Source organism: Micromonospora sp. NPDC002296, from assembly GCF_040296145.1.
Classification (GTDB): domain Bacteria; phylum Actinomycetota; class Actinomycetes; order Mycobacteriales; family Micromonosporaceae; genus Micromonospora.
Window position 1 is genome coordinate 24,938 of the sequence record NZ_JBEOWQ010000040.1, and the last position, 20,786, is coordinate 45,723.

A 20,786-nucleotide genomic window follows, 5' to 3' on the forward strand; every position below is an offset into this window, starting at 1 on the left:
ACCGTGGGTGACATGGGAGGTTCGGTGGCACCTCTGGCGCTCGCCATCAGGGATCGGTCCACCCGCTGGCTCCAGATGCTCCGCCTGTTGTCGCACGCGGGGCGCGGAGCGGCCCTCGGCGCCCTCGCGCTGAACGTCACGCTCGGCCTGCTGCCGTCGGCGTTCATCGTCTCCACCAGCCTGCTGCTCTCTCGCGTGCCGGCCCTCGCCGCGGAGCCCACGGGGCTCTCGTGGGACGGCATCGTGGTCGTCTTCGCGGTGGCCCTGGGCGCGTTCACCCTGCAACAGCTGCTGACGCCGTTCCAGTCCGCGGTCACCGAGGTCATCGCGCGCCGGGTCGACGAGGTGTGTATCGGGCGGCTGCTCGACGCGGCGCTGGACGACGCGCCGATCGCCCTGCTGGAGAACCCCGAGGCGCTGGACCTGCTCGCCGACGCGCGGGCGGCGTTCGAGCGGCAGGCGTACACCCCCGGCGATGCCGTCGGCGCGATCCCCGCGTTGGTGTCCCGCTACTGCCAGCTGACAGCTGCCGTGGTCCTCGTCGGTGTGGTGTTGAGTCCGCTCGCGGGGTTGATCCTGATGATCACCGCACTGGTCATCCGGGTGGGAGTGCGCGGCACGCTCGGGCGGTTCGCGGCGGTGTCGGAGTCCCTGGCCGGGCATCGACGCAGGGCCGGGTACATCGGTGGCCTGGCGACCGGTGCGACCGCCGCCAAGGAGATCCGCGTGTTCGGGCTGCTCGGTTGGCTGCGTGAGCGGCTGCGCTCCGACACCATGGCCAATCTCCGGCCGATGTGGGCCGGTAGCCGACGCCTGCAGTTCTGGCCGTTCGTCGGGTTCTCCGCGGTCGGCTTCGTCGGCGGAGCGGTCGCCATCACGATGCTGGCCGTGGCGGCCGGCCGGGGGCAGGTCGACCTCTTCGAACTCGCCGTCGCCCTGCAGGGGATCCTGATCCCCATGCGCTTCGGCGTCTACTTCCCGGAATGCGATGTGCAGACGCAGTTCGGACTGCACTCGTTCCACGCCCTCAAGCGGTTCGAGCAACGAGCGGGTGCCGCCCGGCCGGTCGGTGCGCGGGCGACGACGATGCCGGTGCGGCCGAGCCGGGAGATCCGTTTCGACAACGTGAGCTTCCGGTACTCCGCGGACGGTCCCACCATTCTCGACGGCCTGGACCTCACCCTCCCGGTCGGCCGTTCCACCGCCATCGTCGGCCTGAACGGCGCCGGCAAGACCACCCTGGTGAAGCTGCTCGCCCGCCTCTACGAGCCGACGAGCGGGCGGATCACCGTGGACGGGGCTGAGCTGGCCTGCTTCGACCCGGATGAATGGCGTCGCCAACTCGCGATGACCTTCCAGGACTACGTCCGCTACGAGCTGACGGTGGCGGAGAACATCGGTCTCGGTGCGCCGCGGCTGCTCGCGGACGACGAGGCGATCACGGCCGCGGCCGAACGGGCCGGTGCCCTGGACGCGTTGCGCGAAGCGCCGGACCCGCTCCGGACGCCGCTGTCCGCACGCTATCCCGGTGGCACGGACCTGTCGGGCGGCGAATGGCAGCGGATCGCCCTTGCCCGGGCGCTGCTGGCCGTCCAGGGCGGCGCCTCGGTGCTGGTGCTCGACGAGCCGACCGCGCAGCTCGACGTCCGGGCGGAGGTGGAGTTCCACGACCGGTTCCTGGCCACCGCGAAGGGGATCACGAGCGTCCTGATCTCCCACCGTTTCTCCACGGTCCGCCACGCGGATCAGATCGTGGTGATCGAGCACGGCCGGGTCGTCGAACGTGGTAGCCACGACGAACTGATTCGGCGCGACGGCCGGTACGCCGAGCTGTTCGAGTTGCAGGCGAGGAGATTCCGGATGGATGCGGCCGAACCGACGGCGGTGGGATGAGAAAGATCGCCCTCGCGGCCGCTTTCCTCCTGCGCCTCGGTTACCGAACCGACCGCCGCAGGCTGTTCACCGCGATCGTCCTGATGACCGTGGGCTATCTCGCGACGCCGTTGATCGGTGTCGTCCTCGCGGCTTTCACCAACGCGGCGATCGGCCGGGACGGCACGATGGCCGTGCTGCTGGCCGTGACCGTAGCCATGCTGCTGGTCTTCGAGCTGACCATGATGCACTTCGCGCACCTGTCCTACTTCGAATTGGGAGACCTGGAGCAACTGGCCATCACCGACGAGGTCGCCTCGATCGTCCACGGCAGCGCCGGCATCGACCACTTCGACGATCCGAGGTTCGTCGAGGCCCTGACCCTGGTGACCGAGAACCTGATCCGGGTGCGGAACGCGCTCGAGTCGACGCTGCAGTTGGGCGGCGTCGTGCTGCAGATCGGTCTCACCGCCGTGCTGCTGGTCAGCGTCGACCCGTGGCTCGTCATGCTGCCGCTCGCCGCCCTGCCGCCGGTGCTGCTCAGCAACCGCGCGCAGCGGGTGATCGACGACGCCCAGGAGGCCGCCGCCGTCGACATCCAGGTGTCCCGGCACCTGGTGAAGGTGGCTACGACCGGAAGCTCCGCGAAGGAGATCCGGCTCGCGGGTGCCCGGGAGGCGGTGATCTCGCGGCAGCGAGCAGCCTGGTCAGCGACGACCGGCCAGCTGTGGCGGGCGCACTGGCGCAGCGCCCTGTTGCGTGCCGGCGGGCAGGTGCTGTTCGCGGCTGCGTACGGGACGGCGATCTTCCTCGTCGTCCGCAGCGCGGTGCGCGGCGAGGCGAACATCGGGCAGGTCGTCCTGGTGCTCACCCTCGCAGTTCAGGTCAGCGTGCAGGTGGCCGGTCTGCTGGGGATGCTCGGGACGTTGCAGCAGATGGGTCGTACCGTCGAGCGCATCGACGTGTTGCGGACGTTGACGGCCGGTCCGGGGCGTGCCCCCGCGATCGGCCCGGTCCCTCCTCCTGACGCGTCGCCGCCGACGTCGGATCCGTTGCGGGAGCCGGCCGGCCAGAAGGTGGTGTCGCGGACGCCCGCCCGGCTGCGTCGGGGGATCCGGCTCGAACAGGTCTCCTTCGCATACCCGGGCGCCGACGCGCCAGTGATCCGGGACGTCTCGATGGAGATCCCGGCCGGCAGCACGTTGGCGCTGGTGGGTGAGAACGGTGCGGGCAAGAGCACCCTGGTGAGGATGATCTGTGGCCTCTGCCAGCCGACCTCGGGCCGGATCACCGTCGACGGAATCGACCTGCGGGAGTTGACCCCCGAACACTGGCGGTCCCGGGTCGCCACGCTGTTCCAGGACTTCGCGCGCTTCGAACTGCTGCTTCGGGAGAACGTCGGGCTGGGCCGGCCGGCGGCCGTCGACGCCGACCAGGAGATCATGACGGCGCTCGACCGGGCCGGCGCGCGGGGCATCGTGCGGAGGGTCCCCGGCGGCCTGGACGGTCTGCTCGGGCACAGCTACGGGGACGGGACGGAGTTGTCCGGCGGGCAGTGGCAGACGTTGGGGCTCGCCCGCACCCTGATGCGACGCGACCCGCTGCTCGTGGCCCTCGACGAGCCGGCGGCGGCCCTGGACGCCCTGGCGGAACACGCGCTGTTCGAACGACTCGTGAACACCGCCGCGGACGTGCGCGGAGAGCGCGGAGTGATCACTCTCTTCGTGTCGCACCGCTTCTCCACCGTCCGGGCGGCGGATCAGATCGCCGTCCTCCACGGCGGACAGCTGTGGGAGATGGGCAGCCACGACGCGCTGATGAGCGCGAACGGCCTCTACGCTGACCTGTTCACCGTCCAGGCAAGCGCCTACCGGTGACGGTGGCCGCGCGTCGGCGGCCGGGTCGCCCCGGCCGCCGACGGTGAGCGGCGTCAGATCGACGGCCACCCCGGCAGACGCCCTAGCTCGTGCGGGCGAATCTCCCGTCCACCGGGTACCGGACCTCGGTGCGGGAGGACGCCGCCATGAACTCGCAGTAGGCGAGGTGATAGGCGAGGCCGGCGAAGTGCGGAACCGTCTCGTTGAAGAGATACGTGAAGTGGTCGATCTCGACGCGCCCACGCCAGTCCTGCAGGAGAAGACCGGAGTTGCGGCGGGCGACCCCGCGCAGGATCTCGGCCGCGGCCCCGTACTCCTCCCGGGCCTGGCGGATCAGCCCGCGGTTGATCTCGGCGTGCAACAGGTCGGGTTCCAGCGCGAGCGCCCCCGTGAAGGCCGCTTCGGCCTCGTCCAGCTCGTTGAGCATGAGGTGCATGACGCCGACCATGTTGAGGAAGATGGAGTCCTCCGGGGCCAGCTTGGCCGCCGTCTGGAACGCCGCGAGGGCGTCGTGCGGACGATCCGCCGCACGGAGCACGTGGCCGTGGTAGGCCCACACCCGCGGTGCCGACGGGTCCGACTCGACGGCCTTGGAACTCCACTCGACCGCCTGCTCGAAGTTGCCGAGGGCGCGGTGCAGGAAACCCGCGTAGGCGGGCCACAGACCGAGGTCGGGGTAGTCGGCGATCTGCTTCTCGGTGAGGTCGAGGTAGCGCCGCAGCTTGGCGGTGCGGTCCGCGACCGGTCGGACGTTGCCGGGATGGTTGAGGACCAGCCCCGAGGACGCGATGACGCCCCCCATGTCCTGCACCGCGTCCTCCACCGATTCACCGACGAGCCGCCGGTACCGGATGTCCGGGTGGCTGCGGAAGAGCCGCGTCGGGCGGTCGACCCAGATCGCTCCCACGGCCGTGAGATTGAAGCGCAGGACGGTGTAGGCGAGATGGTCGTCGGGCGCCTGCTCGATGAGGGCGGCGACCCGTGGCCACTCGGTGGCGGGAAACTCCTCGTCCACGTCGAGGAACAACACCCAGGGCGTCTTCACCTGCTCCAGGGCCAGGTTCCGCGCGGCCGAGTAGCCGCCGTCCATCGTCGTCTGGACGAACGTGTCGGTGTGGGAACGCGCGATGTCCTGGGAGCCGTCGGTCGAACCCGTGTCCACGATGACGACGTCGCCGCAGACGGGCCCGGCCTCCGCGAGGCACCTCGGGAGGAACGCGGCCTCATCCTTGACGATGAGGCACAGCGTCAGCTCCGGAATTTTGATCTTGTTCACCATTTCTCCATCTCTCGGATCAGGCCCGGCTAACCGCGCCCCATCGCCCGCCGGACCGTCGTCGCCCAGGCCCGCTCGGCGGCCAGGGCGTCGTCGTAGGTCTGCGCGAGCGCGTCGTCGAGCTTCCCGCCGTCGGCCAGCGCCCGCTCCACCAGCGCGCGCCACCGGCCCGCTGCGGCTGCCGCCGCGAGCTGGCAGGCCGCCGCGTCGGCGGGGCTCGCCCCGGCCCGGTACAGGACCAGCCGCGCCGCGGCGCCCAGGATGTGTTGGCTGTCCACGTACCCGAACTGACGCCACGACGACTCCGGCACGACCCCGGCCAGGAACTCGGCCTTGGCCCGTACCGGCTCCTCGCCGGCGAGAACCGCGTCGGCCACGTCCGCGAGCTCGCTCGCGGCGGCGCGGACCACCTCGGCGGCAGTCGTCGGCGTCGGCCCGGCCGAGACGGTCAGGACCTGCCCGACCAGGTAGGGAACGCCGTGGGCCGCCCAGGCCGCGTGCGCGCGGGCGAGGTGCTCGCTCGGCACGTAGGCCGTCGTGCAGATGTCCCCGAGGACCTGCCGGAGGGTGACCGTCGGTTCGAACGGCACCGCGAACCGCAACGGGGTCTCCCAGGGATCGAGCGGCGCCTGCCCGCCCGTCGAGTCGACGTGGAACAGCCTGGCGTTCGTCAGCGACTCGAGATGCAGCCCGTCCAGCACGGTGAACATCTCGCGCTGCTTGCGGTAGCCGGTCACCACGGTGACGTGCCCCGAGTGGTGGCCGTCGTAGTAGGCGCGGCACGACGGCAGCTCACCCATGTCCATGGGGAGCAGCGGGACGCGGCCGTCGCGCAGGAGCCCGGCGAGTGTCTCCACCACGTTGTCGCCCCCGGAGCTGAACGTGTCGAGACGCAGTCCCAAGTGGGTGCGGAAGATGCGGTCCTGCACCGCGTCCACCTCGGCGCCCAGCCCGGTGTCCCAGCCCGTCGCGCTGTCGGCGCCCCGCCAGCGATCACCGACGTCGTAGCGATCCCACCGGTGGTTGTAGTGGACCCAGAGCTGGAAATGGACGTAGAAGGCGTCGTGCCGCTCCCGGCCCCACCGGGACGCGGCGAGCGCCCGGGGCACCCAGAAGCAGTGCAGCCCGTCCCGGTCGTACATGAGTGGGACGTGGGAGTGGGTGAAGCCGTCCAGGTCGATGTCATCCATGTGTTCCCCCGCGCCCGTGGTCGTGCGGCATCGGCTCATCCGATGTCCGGCGTCCGGATCCGGTGTCGACGGTCATGCGTCTCCCGCTCGGGGTCAGCGGGCGGCGTCGGGACCGTCGTGCGCCGACGCCGCCCGCCCCGATCAGGCCTGCGGGGACTCCTCGCGGAGTTCGAGGTGCCGCCGCCGGTTCGCGTTGGTGCTGGCGAAGCTGCGCAGATAGATGCGTCGGATGTCGTCGTTGCCCCGTGCGTCCCAGAGCCGTTCGTGGTGCTGGTAGCCCTCGATCCGCAGGGAGAACTTCGCCGGTTCGACGAGGGCGAAGTCGGCGAGCGGCTGCCTGAAGTTGGAGTTCTTCCATCCGACCAGGTCGTAGCCGGACTCCAGGACCACGGTCTCGGGCACGGGCTCGTGCAGCGGGATGAACGACTGGATCTGCAACTGGGTGATCACGTCCAGCTGCTCCCGGAACGAGTCTGACGGCGCCTCACCGGTCAGTTCGCGGTGCAGCCGGAGGCCGCTCTGCGCGAACTCGTGGACGACCTCGGCGAACCGGCCCTCGGTGAACAGGTCGCTGAAGACCGCGTACTGGTAGCGCATCGCCCCGAACTGGTTGTCGGTGACCTGCTCGGGTTGACTCTCGGCCAGCTCGCGGATGAGCTCGGCGACCTCCTCGCGGGTGTCGCGCATCATCGCCCGGTGGCCGGTGAGGAACCGACCGGCGAACTCGGCCAGGGTCGGGCACTGTTCGGGATCCGCCAGCATGGAGCGGATCACGGAGGTCGCCCGGACGCCGTTGGTCTCGAAGAAGAAGACCAACTCCCGCAGCCAGCCGTAGAACAGCGCGAAGTTGAAGAAGAAGATGAACTTGAAGAACCGGAGGTACTCCTGCTCCGGGATCGTCGAGGTCGCGACCACGAGCTCGTCCATCTCGAAGGTCTGCACGGAGTCGTACTCGGAGTAACCATTCTCGGACAGGGCGAAGCGGGTCTTCAGCCCGAACTTCTCGCGGTACTCCGCGAAGGCCATCTCGGCCTGGTCGAGGATGTTGAGCGCGTAGATGACGACGTTGTCGAAGCGGTGGTCGAGAACCTTGTCCAGGGAGTTCGTGAAGGACTCGATCGTCTCCCCGGGCAATCCGAAGATCAGCTCGGTGGAGAGCACCAGGCTGTGTTCCCGGGCGAAGGCCGCGGCCTCCTCGATCGCGGTGTCCTTGACGTTGACCCGCTTGATGTTCTTCAGGACCTGCTTGTCCAGCGACTGGAAGCTGATGTTGAGCGGGATGAGGTCCCGCATGAGCAGGGTCACCTGCTTGACGTTCTTGGTCAGGTGCTTGTCGGTGTAGACCTGCACCACGGAGGGGTAGGAGAACGTGTCCTTCACCTTCCGGATGTGTTCGGCGATCTCGACGTCGCGGGGGAGGATCCCGAAGTTCTCGTCGGCGATGCGCAGCAGGGGATTCGACGTTCGAGCCTGGATGTAGTCGATCTCCTCCTTGACGCGCTCCACGCTGAACGCCCGCAGCTTGGACCACCAGTCGTGACCCGCCACGCAGAACGTGCACCGGTACGGGCAACCGCGTGACGTCTGGAGCAACGGGATGAACTCGGGATTCGCCAGGAAGTCGTCACACAGGCCGGTCAGGTAGGGCGACGGTATCTCCTCCAGGACGCCGACCCGGTCCAGCGGGTCACCCTGGAGGATCAGCCCCTCCTTCGTGAGCGAGTAGCACCCGTCCACCACCGTCCCCTTGACGTCGCTGGGGTCAGCCAGGCCCAGGCACGTCTCGACGAGGTTGGCGAGCGGGTGCTCGCCCTCGCGGGAGATGTAGAAGTCGGCGGCCTGGTTCCTGCGCAGGCCGGCCTGCGCGATGGGCTTCTCGGTGGGGATGTTCGGCCCGGCCACCGCGACGACGACCTTGGGGTGTCGCTGCTTCACGACGCCGATCACCGCGTTGGTCAGTGCGGTGTTCCACGAGTAGTTGCCGAACGCGAAGACGTCGGGCACCTGCTCGTTCAGCGCTTCGGTGATCTGCTGCGTCGTGGCGAGTTGCTTGATCTGGATCGCGTCGCCGAACCGCGCCTTCAGATAGGAGTGCACGTAGGTCATCCCGAGCGGAACCGTCACGCGCAGGTTCTTTCCGGTCGTGCTGTGCAGGTGCGCCAGGAAGACGACCAGCGGCCGGCCGATCGTGGCTGCCCGGGTGCCGTGCCCGAGAGTGCGAGCGTTGAGGCTCTCGACTGGGATGAAGGTTTGTCCGGGCTGCTCGATGACCATGTTTGCCTGCCCTCTCGGCATGGTGGACCGGCGACTCGTCTGCCAGCTCGGTGGAGCTGCCCGGGACGGTCGCTCGACGTGGGGGACGAAGGACCAGAGTGGATCGCCGCGGCCGGCGTGAGCGTCGACAGCGTCAGGCCGGACATCATCGCGCCGCTGTGGTGCGGAAGTGCGCCGACCGGCGTGCTACGTCGGGTGTGCCGACGTGGGAGGGGAAGCGCGACGCCGCCGGCTCCCCACGGATCGGGCCGTCAACGGACCCGATCCGGGGCTGCCGCGCCGAGGCCGGCGACAGGCTCAGGCGGAGGGTGGACAGGGGATACCTTCAAGCCGCTTCCTTCCCGTGGAACGCCGGTCGGCGCGGTGATCTTGCCGAGGTCGGTTCGACGTTACGCGATCTGTCGTCCTGGCACGACCCGTCACGGGCCTCGATTTCTCTGCGGCGGCGGATCCGTTCCGGGACCCATGACGGTGTGAGACGTTGACGTAGCGAACGGTGCGGTGCCGCGGCGGGCGACGGCAGGATGGCAGGATATGTATAGCCGCTGTCGGCATTTGCCAAGTCTTGGGTAGGTTCATGGAAATCGGTCTGGTCAGCCTCGCCGACCTCACTCCCGATCCGCACACCGACCGGCCGGCCACCGCCGAACACCGGATCCGCTTCGCGGCGGGGGGCCCGCGATGACCTCCCCGGCCACGGACCCCATGACCGCCACGGTCGGCCGGCTGCGCGCGGTCGGCTGTGTCTTCGCCGAGGACGAGGCGCGGCTGCTCCTCTCAGCGGCGCGCACGCCGGACGAGCTGGAAGCCATGACGTCCCGCCGGGTGGCGGGCGAGCCGCTGGAGGTCATCCTCGGCTGGGCGGAGTTCTGCGGGCTGCGCGTCGCGGTCGAGCCCGGTGTCTTCGTGCCCCGACAGCGAACCGCGTACCTCGTCGAGCAGGCGGTGGCGCTCACCCGGCCCGGTGCCGTCGTGGTCGACCTGTGCTGCGGCACCGGCGCGATCGGCGCGACGATCGCGGCCCGGGTGCCCGGCGTCGAGCTGTACGCGGCCGACATCGAGCCGGCCGCGGTGCGCTGCGCCCGCCGCAACCTGGAGCCGCTCGGCGGGCGGACCTTCGCCGGTGACCTGTACGACGCGCTCCCGGGCGAGCTGCGCGGGCGGGTGGACGTGCTTCTCGTCAACGCGCCGTACGTGCCTACCGACGACATCGCGATGATGCCGCCGGAGGCGCGGGACCACGAGCCGCTGGTCGCCCTCGACGGCGGCCCGGACGGCGTCGGCGTGCACCGCCGGGTGGCCGAGGACGCATCCCGGTGGCTGGCCCCGGGCGGTCACCTGCTCATCGAGACCGGCGAGCAGCAGGCGACGTTGACGGCGGCGGCGGTGTCCGCCCACGGCCTGCGACCGCGCGTGGCCACCTCCGAGGAGCTGTACTGCACCGTGGTGATCGGCACCCTGCCGGCCCTGGTGGCCCCGGGACCCGACGACGCGCGGGCGTGACCTGCCCGGTGGGGCTCTCGTACCCGTCAGTGTCCGGCGAGCAGCCGGTCGCGGACCTCCCGGCGCAGGACCTTGCCGATCTGTGAGCGGGGCAGGTCCTCGACGATCACCACCCGGCGGGGGACCTTGTAGCCGGCCAGGTGCTTCCGGCAGCCGGCCCGCAGCGCGGCCTCGTCGAGGTCGGCGTCGGGGTGCGGGACCACCGCCGCGACGACCTCCTCGCCGCCGTGCTCGCCCGGCAGGCCCACCGCGGCGGCGTCGCGTACGCCGGGCAGCCGGCGCAGCGCGTCCTCCACCTCGGACGGGTAGACGTTGAAGCCGCCGGTGATGATCAGTTCCTTGATCCGGTCGACCACCGTGACGAAGCCGTCGGCGTCCATCGTCACGATGTCGCCGGTGCGCAGCCAGCCGCCGGGCAGCAGCACCTTCGCGGTCTCCTCGGGGCGTCGCCAGTAGCCGGTGAAGACCTGCGGGCCGCGGACCAGCAGCTCCCCGGACTCGCCCGGGGCCCGATCACGGGACGGGTCGTCGGGGTCGACGACGCGCACGTCGGTGGAGGGGAAGGGCACCCCCACGGTGCCTGGCCGGCGGGCGGGGGAGACCGGGTTGCCCAGGGTGACCGGCGAGGACTCGGTCATGCCGTACCCCTCCACCAGCAGGCCGCCGGTCACCGACTCCCACAGCTGCACGGTGGCCGGTGGCAGGGCCATCGCGCCGGAGAGGGCGTACCGGACGGAGGTGAGGTCGACGCCGCGCTCCCGGGCGGCGGAGGCCAGCCGCTCGTAGATCGGCGGGACGGCGGGCAGGAACGTCGGCGGGCGGCGGCGGGCCGCGTCGAGGACCTGATCGAGGTCGAAGCGGGGGAAGAGCACCAGCGTCGCCCCGATGCTCACCGAGAAGGTCAGGCAGAGCGTGAGCCCGTACGCGTGGAACAGCGGCAGCACCGCGTACACCGTCTCCGCGCCGTCGCGCAGGCCCGGCACCCACGCGCGGCCCTGCGCCGCGTTGGCCCGCAGGTTGCGGTGGGTCAGGACCGCGCCCTTCGGGGTGCCGGTGGTGCCGCCGGTGTACTGCAGCAGCGCGGTGTCGTCCGGGCCGGGCGCGGGATGGTCGTCCGGCAGCGGCCCGGCGGCGGCGAGCAGGTCGGCCCAGCGCGTCGCGCCCGGGGCCGGGCCGGTCATCGCCGCCCGGGTCGCGCGGGCGCTGGGCAGCGGCAGCCGCAGCGCCCACCGCTTGAGCCGGGGCAGCGCGCCGGTGAGGTCCACCGCCACCACGGTCTGCACCGCGCCCCGGCCCCGCACCAACGGGGCGATCTTGTCCCAGACCACCGCCACCCGGGCGCCGTGGTCGGTGAGCTGCTGGTCCAGCTCCTGGGCGGTGTAGAGCGGGTTGTGCTCGACCACCACCGCGCCCAGCCGCAGCGCCGCGTAGAAGGCGACCACGTGCTGGGGGCAGTTCGGCAGCACCAGCGCCACCCGGTCGCCCCGGGCGACGCCGAGCCGGCGCAGCGCCTCGGCCGCGCGGGCCACCTGGCCGGCCAGGTCCGCGTACGTGGTGGTGGCGCCGTAGAAGTCCAGCGCGACCCGGGGACCGAACCGCCGGGCGGCGTCCCCGAGCAGGTCGACCAGCGAGCCCGGGGGCTCGGCGACGGTGGCCGGCACGCCGGGGGCGTAGCTGCGCAGCCAGGGCCGGTCGGCGGCGGTGGGTTCCACTCGGCTCTCCTCGGGCGTCGGACGGCCGGCGGGTGACGTCGTCGACCGGCCGCCAGCTTAACCCTACGCCCCGGTAACCTACGGTTGCGTAGGTCACTCGGCGCCCCGGGTGCCGGGCGTCCACCTCCCGTTGACCGAGGGACCGCCCGTCCGGACGGCCTTTCCCGGTCCCGCCCCCGCCATGCCTGCCCAGGCGGGCGGGGGCCGGCTACCGGCGGGCGACGTAGACGGTGTTGGCGGACTCCCGGCCCTGCAACGGGTTGGGAAAGCGGACGACGTGGGCCAGCGAGGTCGGGAAAACCCCGGTGAGCACCCGCTGGAAGTTGGTGTCCGGCGGGTCGTTGGACCACAGCGCGAAGACCCCGTCCGGGCGCAGCAGGTCGGCGAGGCGGCGCAGGCCGTCGGCCGTGTAGAACGGGGCGTGACTCGGGTGCAGCACGTGCCGGGGGGAGTGGTCCACGTCCAGCAGGACGGCGTCGAACCGCCGGCCGGCCTCGTCCGGGTCGAAGCCCGCCCCGTCGGCCACCGCCGCGAAGAAGTCCGCCTTGACGAACCGGGTGCGCGGGTCGTCGGCCAGCCCCGACGCGAACGGCAGCAGACCCCGCCGGTGCCAGTCGATGACGTCCTCGATCGCCTCCACCACCACCAGGGAGCGGACCCGGGGGTCCTCCAGGGCGGTGCGGGCCGTGTAGCCGAGACCCAGGCCGCCGACCACGACGTCGAGGGCCGTGCCGGCAAGCGGCGCGAGCCCCAGCCGGGCCAGCTCGATCTCCGCCACCGGGAAGAGGCTGGACATCAGGAACTCGTCGTCCAGCTTGACCTCGTACACCTCGCGGTCCAGCGCGGGGTCGTGCCGCCGGCGCAGGCTGATCTCGCCGATCGGGGTCTCCCGCCAGGCCAGTTCCTCGAATCGCACGCCCACGCGGTTTCCTCACTTCGGCCGGGTTCCGAGCGGATGCTACCGCCCGCGCCGGCCCGGCCGCCGCAGCAACCCCATCCGGTACGCCCGCGGCGCATCCTCCGATCCGTCCCGGGTAACCCCTGCGCAAGCGATCGTGCCGGGGCGGCCGGCGGGGAGGGGCGGTGCTCGTGGCGGCGGACATGCTGGCCGGACGGCTGCACGTGGCGGACCGGAGACTGCGGATGGAGACCGTGCCGGTCCCCGAGCCGGACCGGGGCCAGGTGCGGATCAGGGTCGAGGCGGCCGGGGTGTGCCTGTCCGACGTGCACCTGATCGACGGCACGCTCACCCCGCTCTACCTGCCCGGCGACGTGGTGACCCTCGGCCACGAGGTGGCGGGGGTCGTCGACGCCCTCGGCGACGACGCCGACGGCTGGGAGCCGGGGCAGCGGGTGCTGCTCCAGGCGGGGGAGCGGGACCGCACGGGGACCGTCTTCACCAGGGGCGTCGACTACGACGGCGGCTGGGCCGAGTACGCACTGGCCCGCCAGGACAGCGTCGTGCCGATCCCCGACGACCTGCCCTTCGAGCAGGCGTGCATCATTCCCGACGCGGTCTCCACCCCGTGGGCGGCGATCACCGACACCGGCCGGACCCGCCCCGGCGAGGCGGCCGGGGTGTGGGGCGTCGGCGGCCTCGGCGCGCACGCCGTGCAGTTGCTGCGGCTGGTCGGGGCCGCCCCGGTCATCGCGGTGGAACCCCTCGCGGCGGCCCGCGAGCGGGCGCTGACCCTCGGCGCGGACGCCGCCCTCGACCCGGGCGACACCGCGTTCCGGGACGCGGTCCTCGAACTGACCGACGGGCGCGGCCTGGACGTCGCCTTCGACTTCGCCGGGGTCACACCGGTGCGGGAACAGGCGTTCACCGTGCTGGCGCGGCGGGGCCGGCTGGTGCTCGCCGGCATCGCCAACAAGCCGGTCACCATCGCCTCGGACAGCACTTTCAACTATCTCCAGCAGGCGGTGCTCGGCCACTACGGCTCGGAGGCCGGGCACGTCGGGCAGCTCGTCGCCCTGGCCCGGCAGGGCCGCCTCGACCTCGCCGCCTCGATCAGCGACGTGCTGCCGCTGGCCGAGGCGGAGCAGGCCGTGACACGGGTGCAGTCCAAGCAGGGCAACCCGATCCGCCTGATCCTGCGCCCCTGACCCACCCACCCGCCCGCACCCGCACCGTCCGCCCCAACATCGTGCTCGTACCCGGAATTAGTGGTCTCCCATGCGCGGGAGGCCACCAATTCCGGGTACGAGCACGATGTTGGGGGAGTGGGGTTCAGGTGCGGGCGGTGAGCCGGGCTTCGAGCGCGTCGAGGTCGGGCAGGAACCATACGTGCGCGGCCCGGTTCGACTCGTGGACCAGGGCGCGCAGGGCCGAACTGGCCGCCAGGTGCCGCGAGATGTCGCCGAGGACGGCGAGGCGTAGCTGGTAGTTGACGAATTTCTGCATGACCTCGCCCGCGAAGCCGGTGCCCAGGGAGAAGAAGTCCTCGTCCAGCCGGCTCGCCGGCACGGCCACCACCTCGGCGCCGAGGAAGGCCGCGCCGATCAGGTCCAGCGCGTCCTGCGTGGTCGTCACCGGCGGGCCGGCCGGGTCGCAGACCAGCACGGCCACCCCGGCCAACTCCCGCACCTCGTCAGGCATGGTCGACCTCCCCGGCGAACAGGCCGTTGTCGCCGTCGAGCACGGCGTCGAGCAGGCGCAGCAGGTCGGCGGTGGTGGCGGCGTCGCCCAGGATCACGATCTTCATTCGGTCTCGTTCCTCGTCGTGGACGGTCTGGATGCGCAGCGGGCGCGCGGGGTCGTGACCGGTGTTCGCCCCGGCCAGGACGAGCGTGCCCAGCCGGTCGGCCGCCGCCCGGTCGACGCCGTCGATCTGCACGATGCTGGACACCTCCACCGACGCGCCACCGGCCCGGGTCGGCAGCGGCTGGGACCGCCCGGTCAGCGCGTCGAGATCGGCGCGGGCGATCCGGTACTGCTTGCCGATCCGTACCGCCGCGAGCCGGCCCGAGCGGATGTAGCCGCGGACCGTGCGCACGTGCAGGCCGAGCAGCTCGGCCACCCGCTCGACTGAGTACATTTCTTCCTTCATCGCGCCCAATCATAGGCACAATGGGGAAGGATAGGGAGTCAGGAGTAGGTGGCGACGGTCAGGTCGTGGAGTTCGCCCACGGCGACGTCACCCAGGCGGGGTGCGGGGATCGCGCTCGAACAGGAAACCGTGGCCCCAATCGCGCGGAGGCCACGGTTTCCTGGATGTTGCAGCGGGGATCGTCAGCGCAGGCGGGACTCGATCGACTCGATGATCCGGGGGCGCAGCTCCGCGGCGCGGATGACGGCGTCGACGGAGCCGACCTCGACCGCGCGGTGAATGTTGTGCACGCGGTCGAACTCCGTGGCCACCTCGCCGAGCTTCTCCGGGCGGACCGTCGCGCGGAGCTCGTCGAGCTCGGCGGTCAACGCGGCGCGGTCGGCGCCGGAGGCCGCCGCGACGCGGGCCTCCAGGTCCCGCACCCGCGGGTCGGCCGCGGTACGGGCGTTGACGTCGCCGGAGAACACCACCGCGGCGGCGGGAGCGCCGCCGAGCACCGAGGCGAACGAGCCTTCCAGGGCGAGCACGGTCATGTTCGGGTTCAGCGCCTTCGAGAACACCACGAACGCGCCGCCGTGGTACCGCGAGATCACGCAGAACACGATGGGCCCACGGAAGTTCACGATCGCGCGGCCGATCTCGGCCCCGTACTCCAGCTGCAGCTTGCGCATCGACTCCGGCGAGCCGTCGAAGCCCGACAGGTTCGCCAGCACCACCAGCGGCCGGTTGCCGCTGGCCGCGTTGATCGCCCGCGCGGCCTTCCTCGACGACTGCGGGAACAGCGTGCCAGCCGTGTAGGTGTCCGGGCCGTCGGTGGGCGGGAAGCCCCGCCGCTGCACCGACCGCGACTCGATGCCGAGCAGACACACCGGAATGCCGCCGAGATGCACGTCCTGCACCACCGCGGTCTCCGCGTCGGCCATGCCCGCCCAGCGTTCCAGCACCGGGTGGTCCTGGTCGGAGAGCGCCCGCATCACGGACCGGATGTCGAACGGCTTCTTGCGGTCCGGGTTGGCCTCGGCGGAGAAGATCTCGCCGACGGTGGTGAAGTCGCTGCCCGCCACCGTGTGCGGGAAGTCGGAGATGTCGCGGTCGACGGGGTCGTTCGTCCTCGCCCGCCGCGGCCCCTCCTCGCCGGGCGCGACGTACGTGTGGTCGTAGTGCGACATCAGCACGGCCCGCGCGGCGGTCAGGCTCGGCGCCCAGTACTGCGCCTGCCCGTTCGGGCCCATCACCCGGTCGTAGCCGCCGATGCCGAAGTTGTCCTCGGCCGACACGCCACCGGAGAAGTCGAGCGACTGCTTGCCGGTGAGCACCATCGCCGAGTCCGGCGTCATCACCAGGATGCCCCTGGTGTGCATGAGCATCGTCGCCTCGGCGTTCCAGTACGGCTGCGCGCCGACGTTGATGCCCGCGACCACGATGTTGATCTCGCCGCCGTCCTGGGTGAACTCGACGATCCGCTTGAGCGTCGCCGCCACCCAGTCCATGTTCTCCGTGCCGGACTCCATGGAGATCCGCGCGCCGGAGGACAGCGCGTACCACTCCAGCGGCACCTGCATCCGCTCGGCCAGGTCCAGCGCGGCGATCACCCGGCGGCACTCCGGCTCCGACAGCGCCCCGAGCGACTTCGTCGGGTCGCCGAGCAGCACGACCCTGGTGACGCCCTGCGGGTGTCGCGGGGTCGGCGTGGCGACCACGCCCGCGACGATCGCAGCCCGGTTCCGGCCCTTGGGCCGGTCTACCGGCACCAGCACGTGGTTCTCGTCGAGGTCGTGCTCGACGAAGTCGCCGAGCAGCCCGGTCAGCTCGTACGGGTACACCGTGTTGCGGCTGCTCGCCCGCAGCACCTTCAGCCGGTAGTCGTCGAGCGGCTCGACCGGCTCGTCCGACGGCTCGCCGATGGTCAGCTCGGTGCCGCCGGTGGCGTCGAAGGAGATGCGTACGGCGATCTTGTTCAGCTCGCCGGTCGTCCGGTCGCGCTGCCGCGCGATGAACAGGATCTCCTCCAGCCCGGCGCCCGCGGTCGTCGGCAGCACGCGCCCGGCGATCGTCTCCAGTTCGGCGCGGGTGAGGTCGCTCGGCGGCCAGACGTAGATGACGATCCGGTTGGTGTTGAAGCGCTTCTTCGACGGCCGCCGCGACTGCGCGCGGCGGATCGAGTCGAGGCAGGTGGCGACGGTGTCCTCGGCCGTCAGCAGCGCGACCAGCCTGCCGTCGTGCTCGCGCAGCTCGGCCAGGTCGCGCACCTGGGCGAACGCGACGAGCCGGTCGTCCGACGGGTTCTCCCGCGCCTCGCACTGGAAGAGGTAGACCTCCTCGTCCGACGACGGCAGCCGGGTGAGGTCGAACTTGCGCAGCCGCTCAAGCTGCATCCGCTGCGCGATGTACGGGTGCAGGCCGCGGATCAACCGCTCCTCGGCCATCCCGGTGGTCGACGGGCGGAACGTGAAGTGGTGGTGCATCACCGCGCCGCGGCTGCCCGCGACGGTGGCGGTGAGCCTGCTGACGTGGCTCGGCAGCGGGTGCGCGGCGATGACCTCGTGCAGGGCGGCGGCCATCGCGTCGGAGTCCTCGGGCTGCCCCTCCCACGCGAGGTAGATGTCGGCGTCGATGGCCTCCTGGCCGCTCGCCAGCTCGGCGAGCCCGCGCAGCGCGTCGCCCAGCGTCTCGAACCGCACCGCGGAGGTCACCAGCCGCGAGCCGGCCCGCTCGGCGACCACGAATCTGCAGCCCGATACGTCGCTGGTGCGGACACCGGTGAGGCCCTTGTTGCCGTAGTACCGCCGGGTCAGCACCTCCAGCAGCACCGAGTTGTCCACGGCGCCCCGGACGAGTCGCTGGCCGAGCAGCCGTACCAGCGGCTCGGTGCTGCGTACCATCTCGGCGATGCGCTCGGCGCGGTCCGGCGTGTCCGGGTGCTCGTCGAGGAAGCGCAGGTGCTTGCGGACGCCGGCGTACACGAGGGCGCGGTTGCGGCGCAGCAGCGGCTGGCCGAACCACGCGAACACCACGCCGCGGGCGAGGTCGGCCACCACGGGGAAGCGGACCTGCGTCGCGGCGACCAGCCGTTCCAGCGCGAGACCGGCGGGCTCGCGCAGCGTCTCGTCCGGCGGCGGCTCGCGCAGCCACGCCCGCAGCAGCGTCGTGACGACCATGGCGTCCGTCGACGCCCGCTGCAGCGCGAGGAAGATCCGGAACACCGCGGCTTCGAGCTCGGGCGAGCGCTCCAGGTCGGGTACGCCGTAGTGCCCGAGCGCCTTGGCGAGCTTGGCCTGGAACGCCTCCGGCAGCCCGGCCCGCTCGACGTCGAGGCTCTGCAGGTAGGTGTGGAAGTGCTCGCGGTCGCTGTGCACGTGGCCGTCGCCGCCGCCGTCCTCACCCGCCGGCCGGTTGCGGCTCAGCTCCGTCAGGTCGGCGAACAGGGAGACGAGTTCGAGCTCCTCGGCGAGGGGGCGCGCGCGGTTCTCGGTGATCTTCCGGCGCGCGGCGAGGTAGTCGTCGAGCACGCGGCGCTCGTCGTGCGGGTCGACGTCGTAGCCCAGCAGCAGGCTGCGCAGGTCCTCCTGGCCGCGCCGGGTGCGCTCCCGTGCCGGGACCTCCGTGGGCGCGGCGGGCAGGTCCAGCTCGACGGCGCTGCCGGCCGCGGTGTTCTCGGCCTCGGCGTCGTCGTCGGCGAGCGGCTCCAGCCGCAGCAGCGGGGCGCCGGTCTCCACCTGGCTGCCCACGAGAACGAGGCATTCCTTCAGCCGTGCCTTGAACGGCGCCCGCAGCACCGTTTCCATCTTCATGCTCTCCAGCACCAGCATCGGAGCGCCCGCCTCGACCTCGCCCCCGACCTTCAGCGGCGTCGCGACGACCAGCGCGGGCGCGGGGGAGCGGACGACGCCGCCCTCGTCGCGGCTGACCCGGTGCGTCACGCCGTCCACCTCGACCAGGTGGATCGGCCCGTACGTGCTGGTGAGCAGGCGGTAACGGGTGCCGTTGACGAGGATCTGCCCGGTGTGCCGGTCGAAGCGGTCGAGCTCGACGTCGGCGGTGCGGACGTCGTCACCCGCCTCGACGCCGACGCGGAACCGGTGCGCGCCGATTCGCGCCACGCGCACGCGGTAGCCGGCACCGCGCAGCTTCAGATCCAGCGGGCGACCGCTCTCGTGCTGCACCTGCGGGCGTCCGCCGAACGCCGTCGACACCAGTCGCTGCCGCTCGGCGCGCTCCTCCTCCTCGTACGCCTCGATGGCGGCGGCGGCCAGCGCGACGGCGGAGTGCCGGTGCGTGACGAGCCGGCCCTCGCCCCGGACGCGGTCGATCCAGCCGGTGTCCGCGCTGGCGTCGATCACCTCGGGCTGGTCGAGCAGGTCGAGCACGAAGCTCTTGTTCGTCGCGCCGCCCTCGATGATCACCGTGGTCTGGGCCATCGCCCGGCGCAGCCGGCCGAGCGCCTCGTCGCGGTCGCGGCCGTAGGCGATGATCTTCGCGATCATGGAGTCGAAGTCGGCGGGGATGGTGTCACCCTCGCTGACTCCGGTGTCCACCCGGATGCCCGGCCCGGCGGGCAGGGCCAGCCGCGCGATGCGGCCCGGGGAGGGCGCGAAGTCGCGGTCGGGGTCCTCGGCGTTCAGCCGGGCCTCGATGGCGTGCCCGCGCTCCGCCGGCGGCTCACCTTCGAGCCGCCCGCCCGAGGCCACGTGCAGCTGCGCCTTGACCAGGTCGAACCCGGTGGTGGACTCGGTGATCGGGTGCTCGACCTGCAGGCGGGTGTTGACCTCGAGGAACGCGAACAGCCTGTCGCCGGGGTGGTAGAGGAACTCGACGGTCGCCGCGCCTCGGTAGCCGACCGCGAGGGCCAGCCGTTCGGCGGACGTCTTGAGCTCGGCCGTCTGCGCGGGGCTGAGCACCGGCGACGCCGACTCCTCGATGACCTTCTGGTTGCGCCGCTGCACCGAGCAGTCGCGGACCCCGAGCGCCCAGGCCGTGCCCTGGCCGTCGGCGATCACCTGGACCTCGACGTGCCGGGCGCCGGTGACCAGGCGCTCCAAAAACACGACGCCGCTGCCGAACGCCCGCGCGGCCTCCTGGCTGGTGCGCTCGTAGGCGTCGGCGAGTTCGGCCTCGTTCGTGACCACGCGGATGCCGCGCCCGCCGCCGCCCGCGGTCGCCTTCAGCATCAGCGGGTAGCCGATCCCGGCCGCCGCCGCCAGCGCGGCGTCCAGGGTCTCGACCGCGCCGCGGCTCCACGGCGCCACCGGAACGCCGACCTCCTCGGCGATCAGCTTCGCGCCGATCTTGTCGCCGAGCTTGCGCATGGCCTCCGCGCTCGGCCCGACGAAGGTGACTCCGACCTTCTCGCACAGCTCCGCGAACGCCGGGTCCTCCGCGACGAAGCCCCAGCCGACCCAGGCGGCGTCGGCCCCGGTCTCCACCAGTGCGCGTTCCAGCACCTTCAGGTCGAGGTACGGGCGCGCGGACGCGGGACCGAGGTCGTAGGACAGGTCCGCCTCGCGGACGAAGGTGGCCGCCCGGTCGACGTCGGTGTGCAGGGCGACGGTCTCGATCCGGGTCCCGGTCTCCGCGGCGATGTCCCGTACGGCGTGGATGAGCCGCATGGCGGCCTCACCACGGTTGACGATGGCGACACGACTGAACACCCGACCGAGCCCTTCTGTAGTCCGACGACGGGTGTGCCGCGACACGGCGACCCCCGGCAGTGTTCACCCTTCCGTCTGCCGCTGGGGAATGCCATGTCGCAGACATCGCACGCTGGGCGGCGCCAGTTGTAGGAAACCTACAAAGACCATTGGCCGCACACGCCTAACCAGGGCGGGTGCGAACGAGTGGGGGGGCAAGTTATTGCCGTACGTCGCCTGTGACGCGGATCACGATCGTGGCGGCCGGCGGCGCACGCCGATCCCCGGCCCGCCGCCCCGCCGGTCAGTCCCACCGGTCCTGGTTGAGGAACCGGGCGAAGCCCCGCCACGAGTTCGGCCCCATCGCCCCGTCGATCGGGCCGGTGTAGCCGTAGCCTGCGGCGA

At 71.7% G+C, this 20,786-nt stretch carries 12 protein-coding genes; 4 read left to right on the top strand and 8 right to left on the bottom strand.

Annotation, left to right across the window (positions count from 1 at the left end):
• The first annotated feature begins 24 nt into the window (after window positions 1–24).
• Together ABT023_RS23920 and ABT023_RS23925 are read left to right on the top strand one after the other, a co-directional pair.
• A complete protein-coding gene (locus ABT023_RS23920; RefSeq protein WP_350888631.1) occupies window positions 25–1,893 on the top strand; it encodes an ABC transporter ATP-binding protein in 1,869 nt (622 codons plus the stop codon).
• Window positions 1,890–3,749 carry an ABC transporter ATP-binding protein gene (locus tag ABT023_RS23925; RefSeq protein ID WP_350888632.1) on the top strand — a complete coding sequence of 620 codons (1,860 nt, stop codon included), beginning with the start codon at window positions 1,890–1,892 and terminating at the stop codon, window positions 3,747–3,749. Before ABT023_RS23920 ends, ABT023_RS23925 begins: the two co-directional genes overlap by 4 nt.
• A gap of 82 nt (window positions 3,750–3,831) precedes the next feature.
• On the opposite strand, the gene ABT023_RS23930 is transcribed toward ABT023_RS23925, so the two are convergent.
• The 3 genes from ABT023_RS23930 to ABT023_RS23940 all read right to left on the bottom strand — a co-directional run bounded on the left by ABT023_RS23930 (window position 3,832) and on the right by ABT023_RS23940 (window position 8,489).
• The gene (locus ABT023_RS23930; protein WP_350888633.1) at window positions 3,832–5,025 is read right to left on the bottom strand and encodes a glycosyltransferase; all 1,194 of its coding nucleotides are present in this window, start codon (window positions 5,023–5,025) and stop codon (window positions 3,832–3,834) included.
• A 29-nt stretch (window positions 5,026–5,054) separates the two neighbouring features.
• Window positions 5,055–6,215 (bottom strand): BtrH N-terminal domain-containing protein, encoded by a 1,161-nt coding sequence (locus ABT023_RS23935; protein ID WP_350888634.1) that lies wholly within the window; start codon window positions 6,213–6,215, stop codon window positions 5,055–5,057.
• A gap of 141 nt (window positions 6,216–6,356) precedes the next feature.
• A complete protein-coding gene (locus ABT023_RS23940) occupies window positions 6,357–8,489 on the bottom strand; it encodes a B12-binding domain-containing radical SAM protein (protein ID WP_350888635.1) in 2,133 nt (710 codons plus the stop codon).
• A gap of 705 nt (window positions 8,490–9,194) precedes the next feature.
• Between ABT023_RS23940 and ABT023_RS23945 the strand changes: the two genes are divergently transcribed.
• Complete coding sequence (locus tag ABT023_RS23945) at window positions 9,195–9,992, top strand: putative protein N(5)-glutamine methyltransferase (RefSeq protein ID WP_350888636.1); 798 nt, start codon at window positions 9,195–9,197, stop codon at window positions 9,990–9,992.
• Window positions 9,993–10,018: 26 nt separating this feature from the next.
• Here the strand turns inward: ABT023_RS23945 and ABT023_RS23950 are convergent, their stop codons facing one another.
• Together ABT023_RS23950 and ABT023_RS23955 are read right to left on the bottom strand one after the other, a co-directional pair.
• A complete protein-coding gene (locus ABT023_RS23950; RefSeq protein WP_350888637.1) occupies window positions 10,019–11,704 on the bottom strand; it encodes a long-chain-fatty-acid--CoA ligase in 1,686 nt (561 codons plus the stop codon).
• A 208-nt stretch (window positions 11,705–11,912) separates the two neighbouring features.
• The gene (locus ABT023_RS23955) at window positions 11,913–12,626 is read right to left on the bottom strand and encodes a polyamine aminopropyltransferase (RefSeq protein WP_350888638.1); all 714 of its coding nucleotides are present in this window, start codon (window positions 12,624–12,626) and stop codon (window positions 11,913–11,915) included.
• Between the two features lie 161 nt (window positions 12,627–12,787).
• Here ABT023_RS23955 and ABT023_RS23960 point away from each other — a divergent pair, with 161 nt between their 5' ends.
• Window positions 12,788–13,810, top strand: a complete 1,023-nt coding sequence (locus tag ABT023_RS23960; protein ID WP_350888639.1) for a zinc-binding dehydrogenase — start codon at window positions 12,788–12,790, stop codon at window positions 13,808–13,810.
• A 124-nt stretch (window positions 13,811–13,934) separates the two neighbouring features.
• Here ABT023_RS23960 and ABT023_RS23965 read toward each other — a convergent pair whose 3' ends face one another.
• The 3 genes from ABT023_RS23965 to ABT023_RS23975 all read right to left on the bottom strand — a co-directional run bounded on the left by ABT023_RS23965 (window position 13,935) and on the right by ABT023_RS23975 (window position 20,402).
• On the bottom strand, window positions 13,935–14,303 hold the full coding sequence (locus ABT023_RS23965) for a DUF4180 domain-containing protein (protein WP_350888640.1): 369 nt from the start codon (window positions 14,301–14,303) through the stop codon (window positions 13,935–13,937).
• Window positions 14,296–14,754 carry a helix-turn-helix domain-containing protein gene (locus ABT023_RS23970; RefSeq protein WP_350888641.1) on the bottom strand — a complete coding sequence of 153 codons (459 nt, stop codon included), beginning with the start codon at window positions 14,752–14,754 and terminating at the stop codon, window positions 14,296–14,298. Before ABT023_RS23970 ends, ABT023_RS23965 begins: the two co-directional genes overlap by 8 nt.
• Window positions 14,755–14,936: 182 nt before the next feature.
• A complete protein-coding gene (locus tag ABT023_RS23975) occupies window positions 14,937–20,402 on the bottom strand; it encodes an ATP-binding protein (RefSeq protein ID WP_350888642.1) in 5,466 nt (1,821 codons plus the stop codon).
• Window positions 20,403–20,786 lie beyond the last annotated feature (384 nt).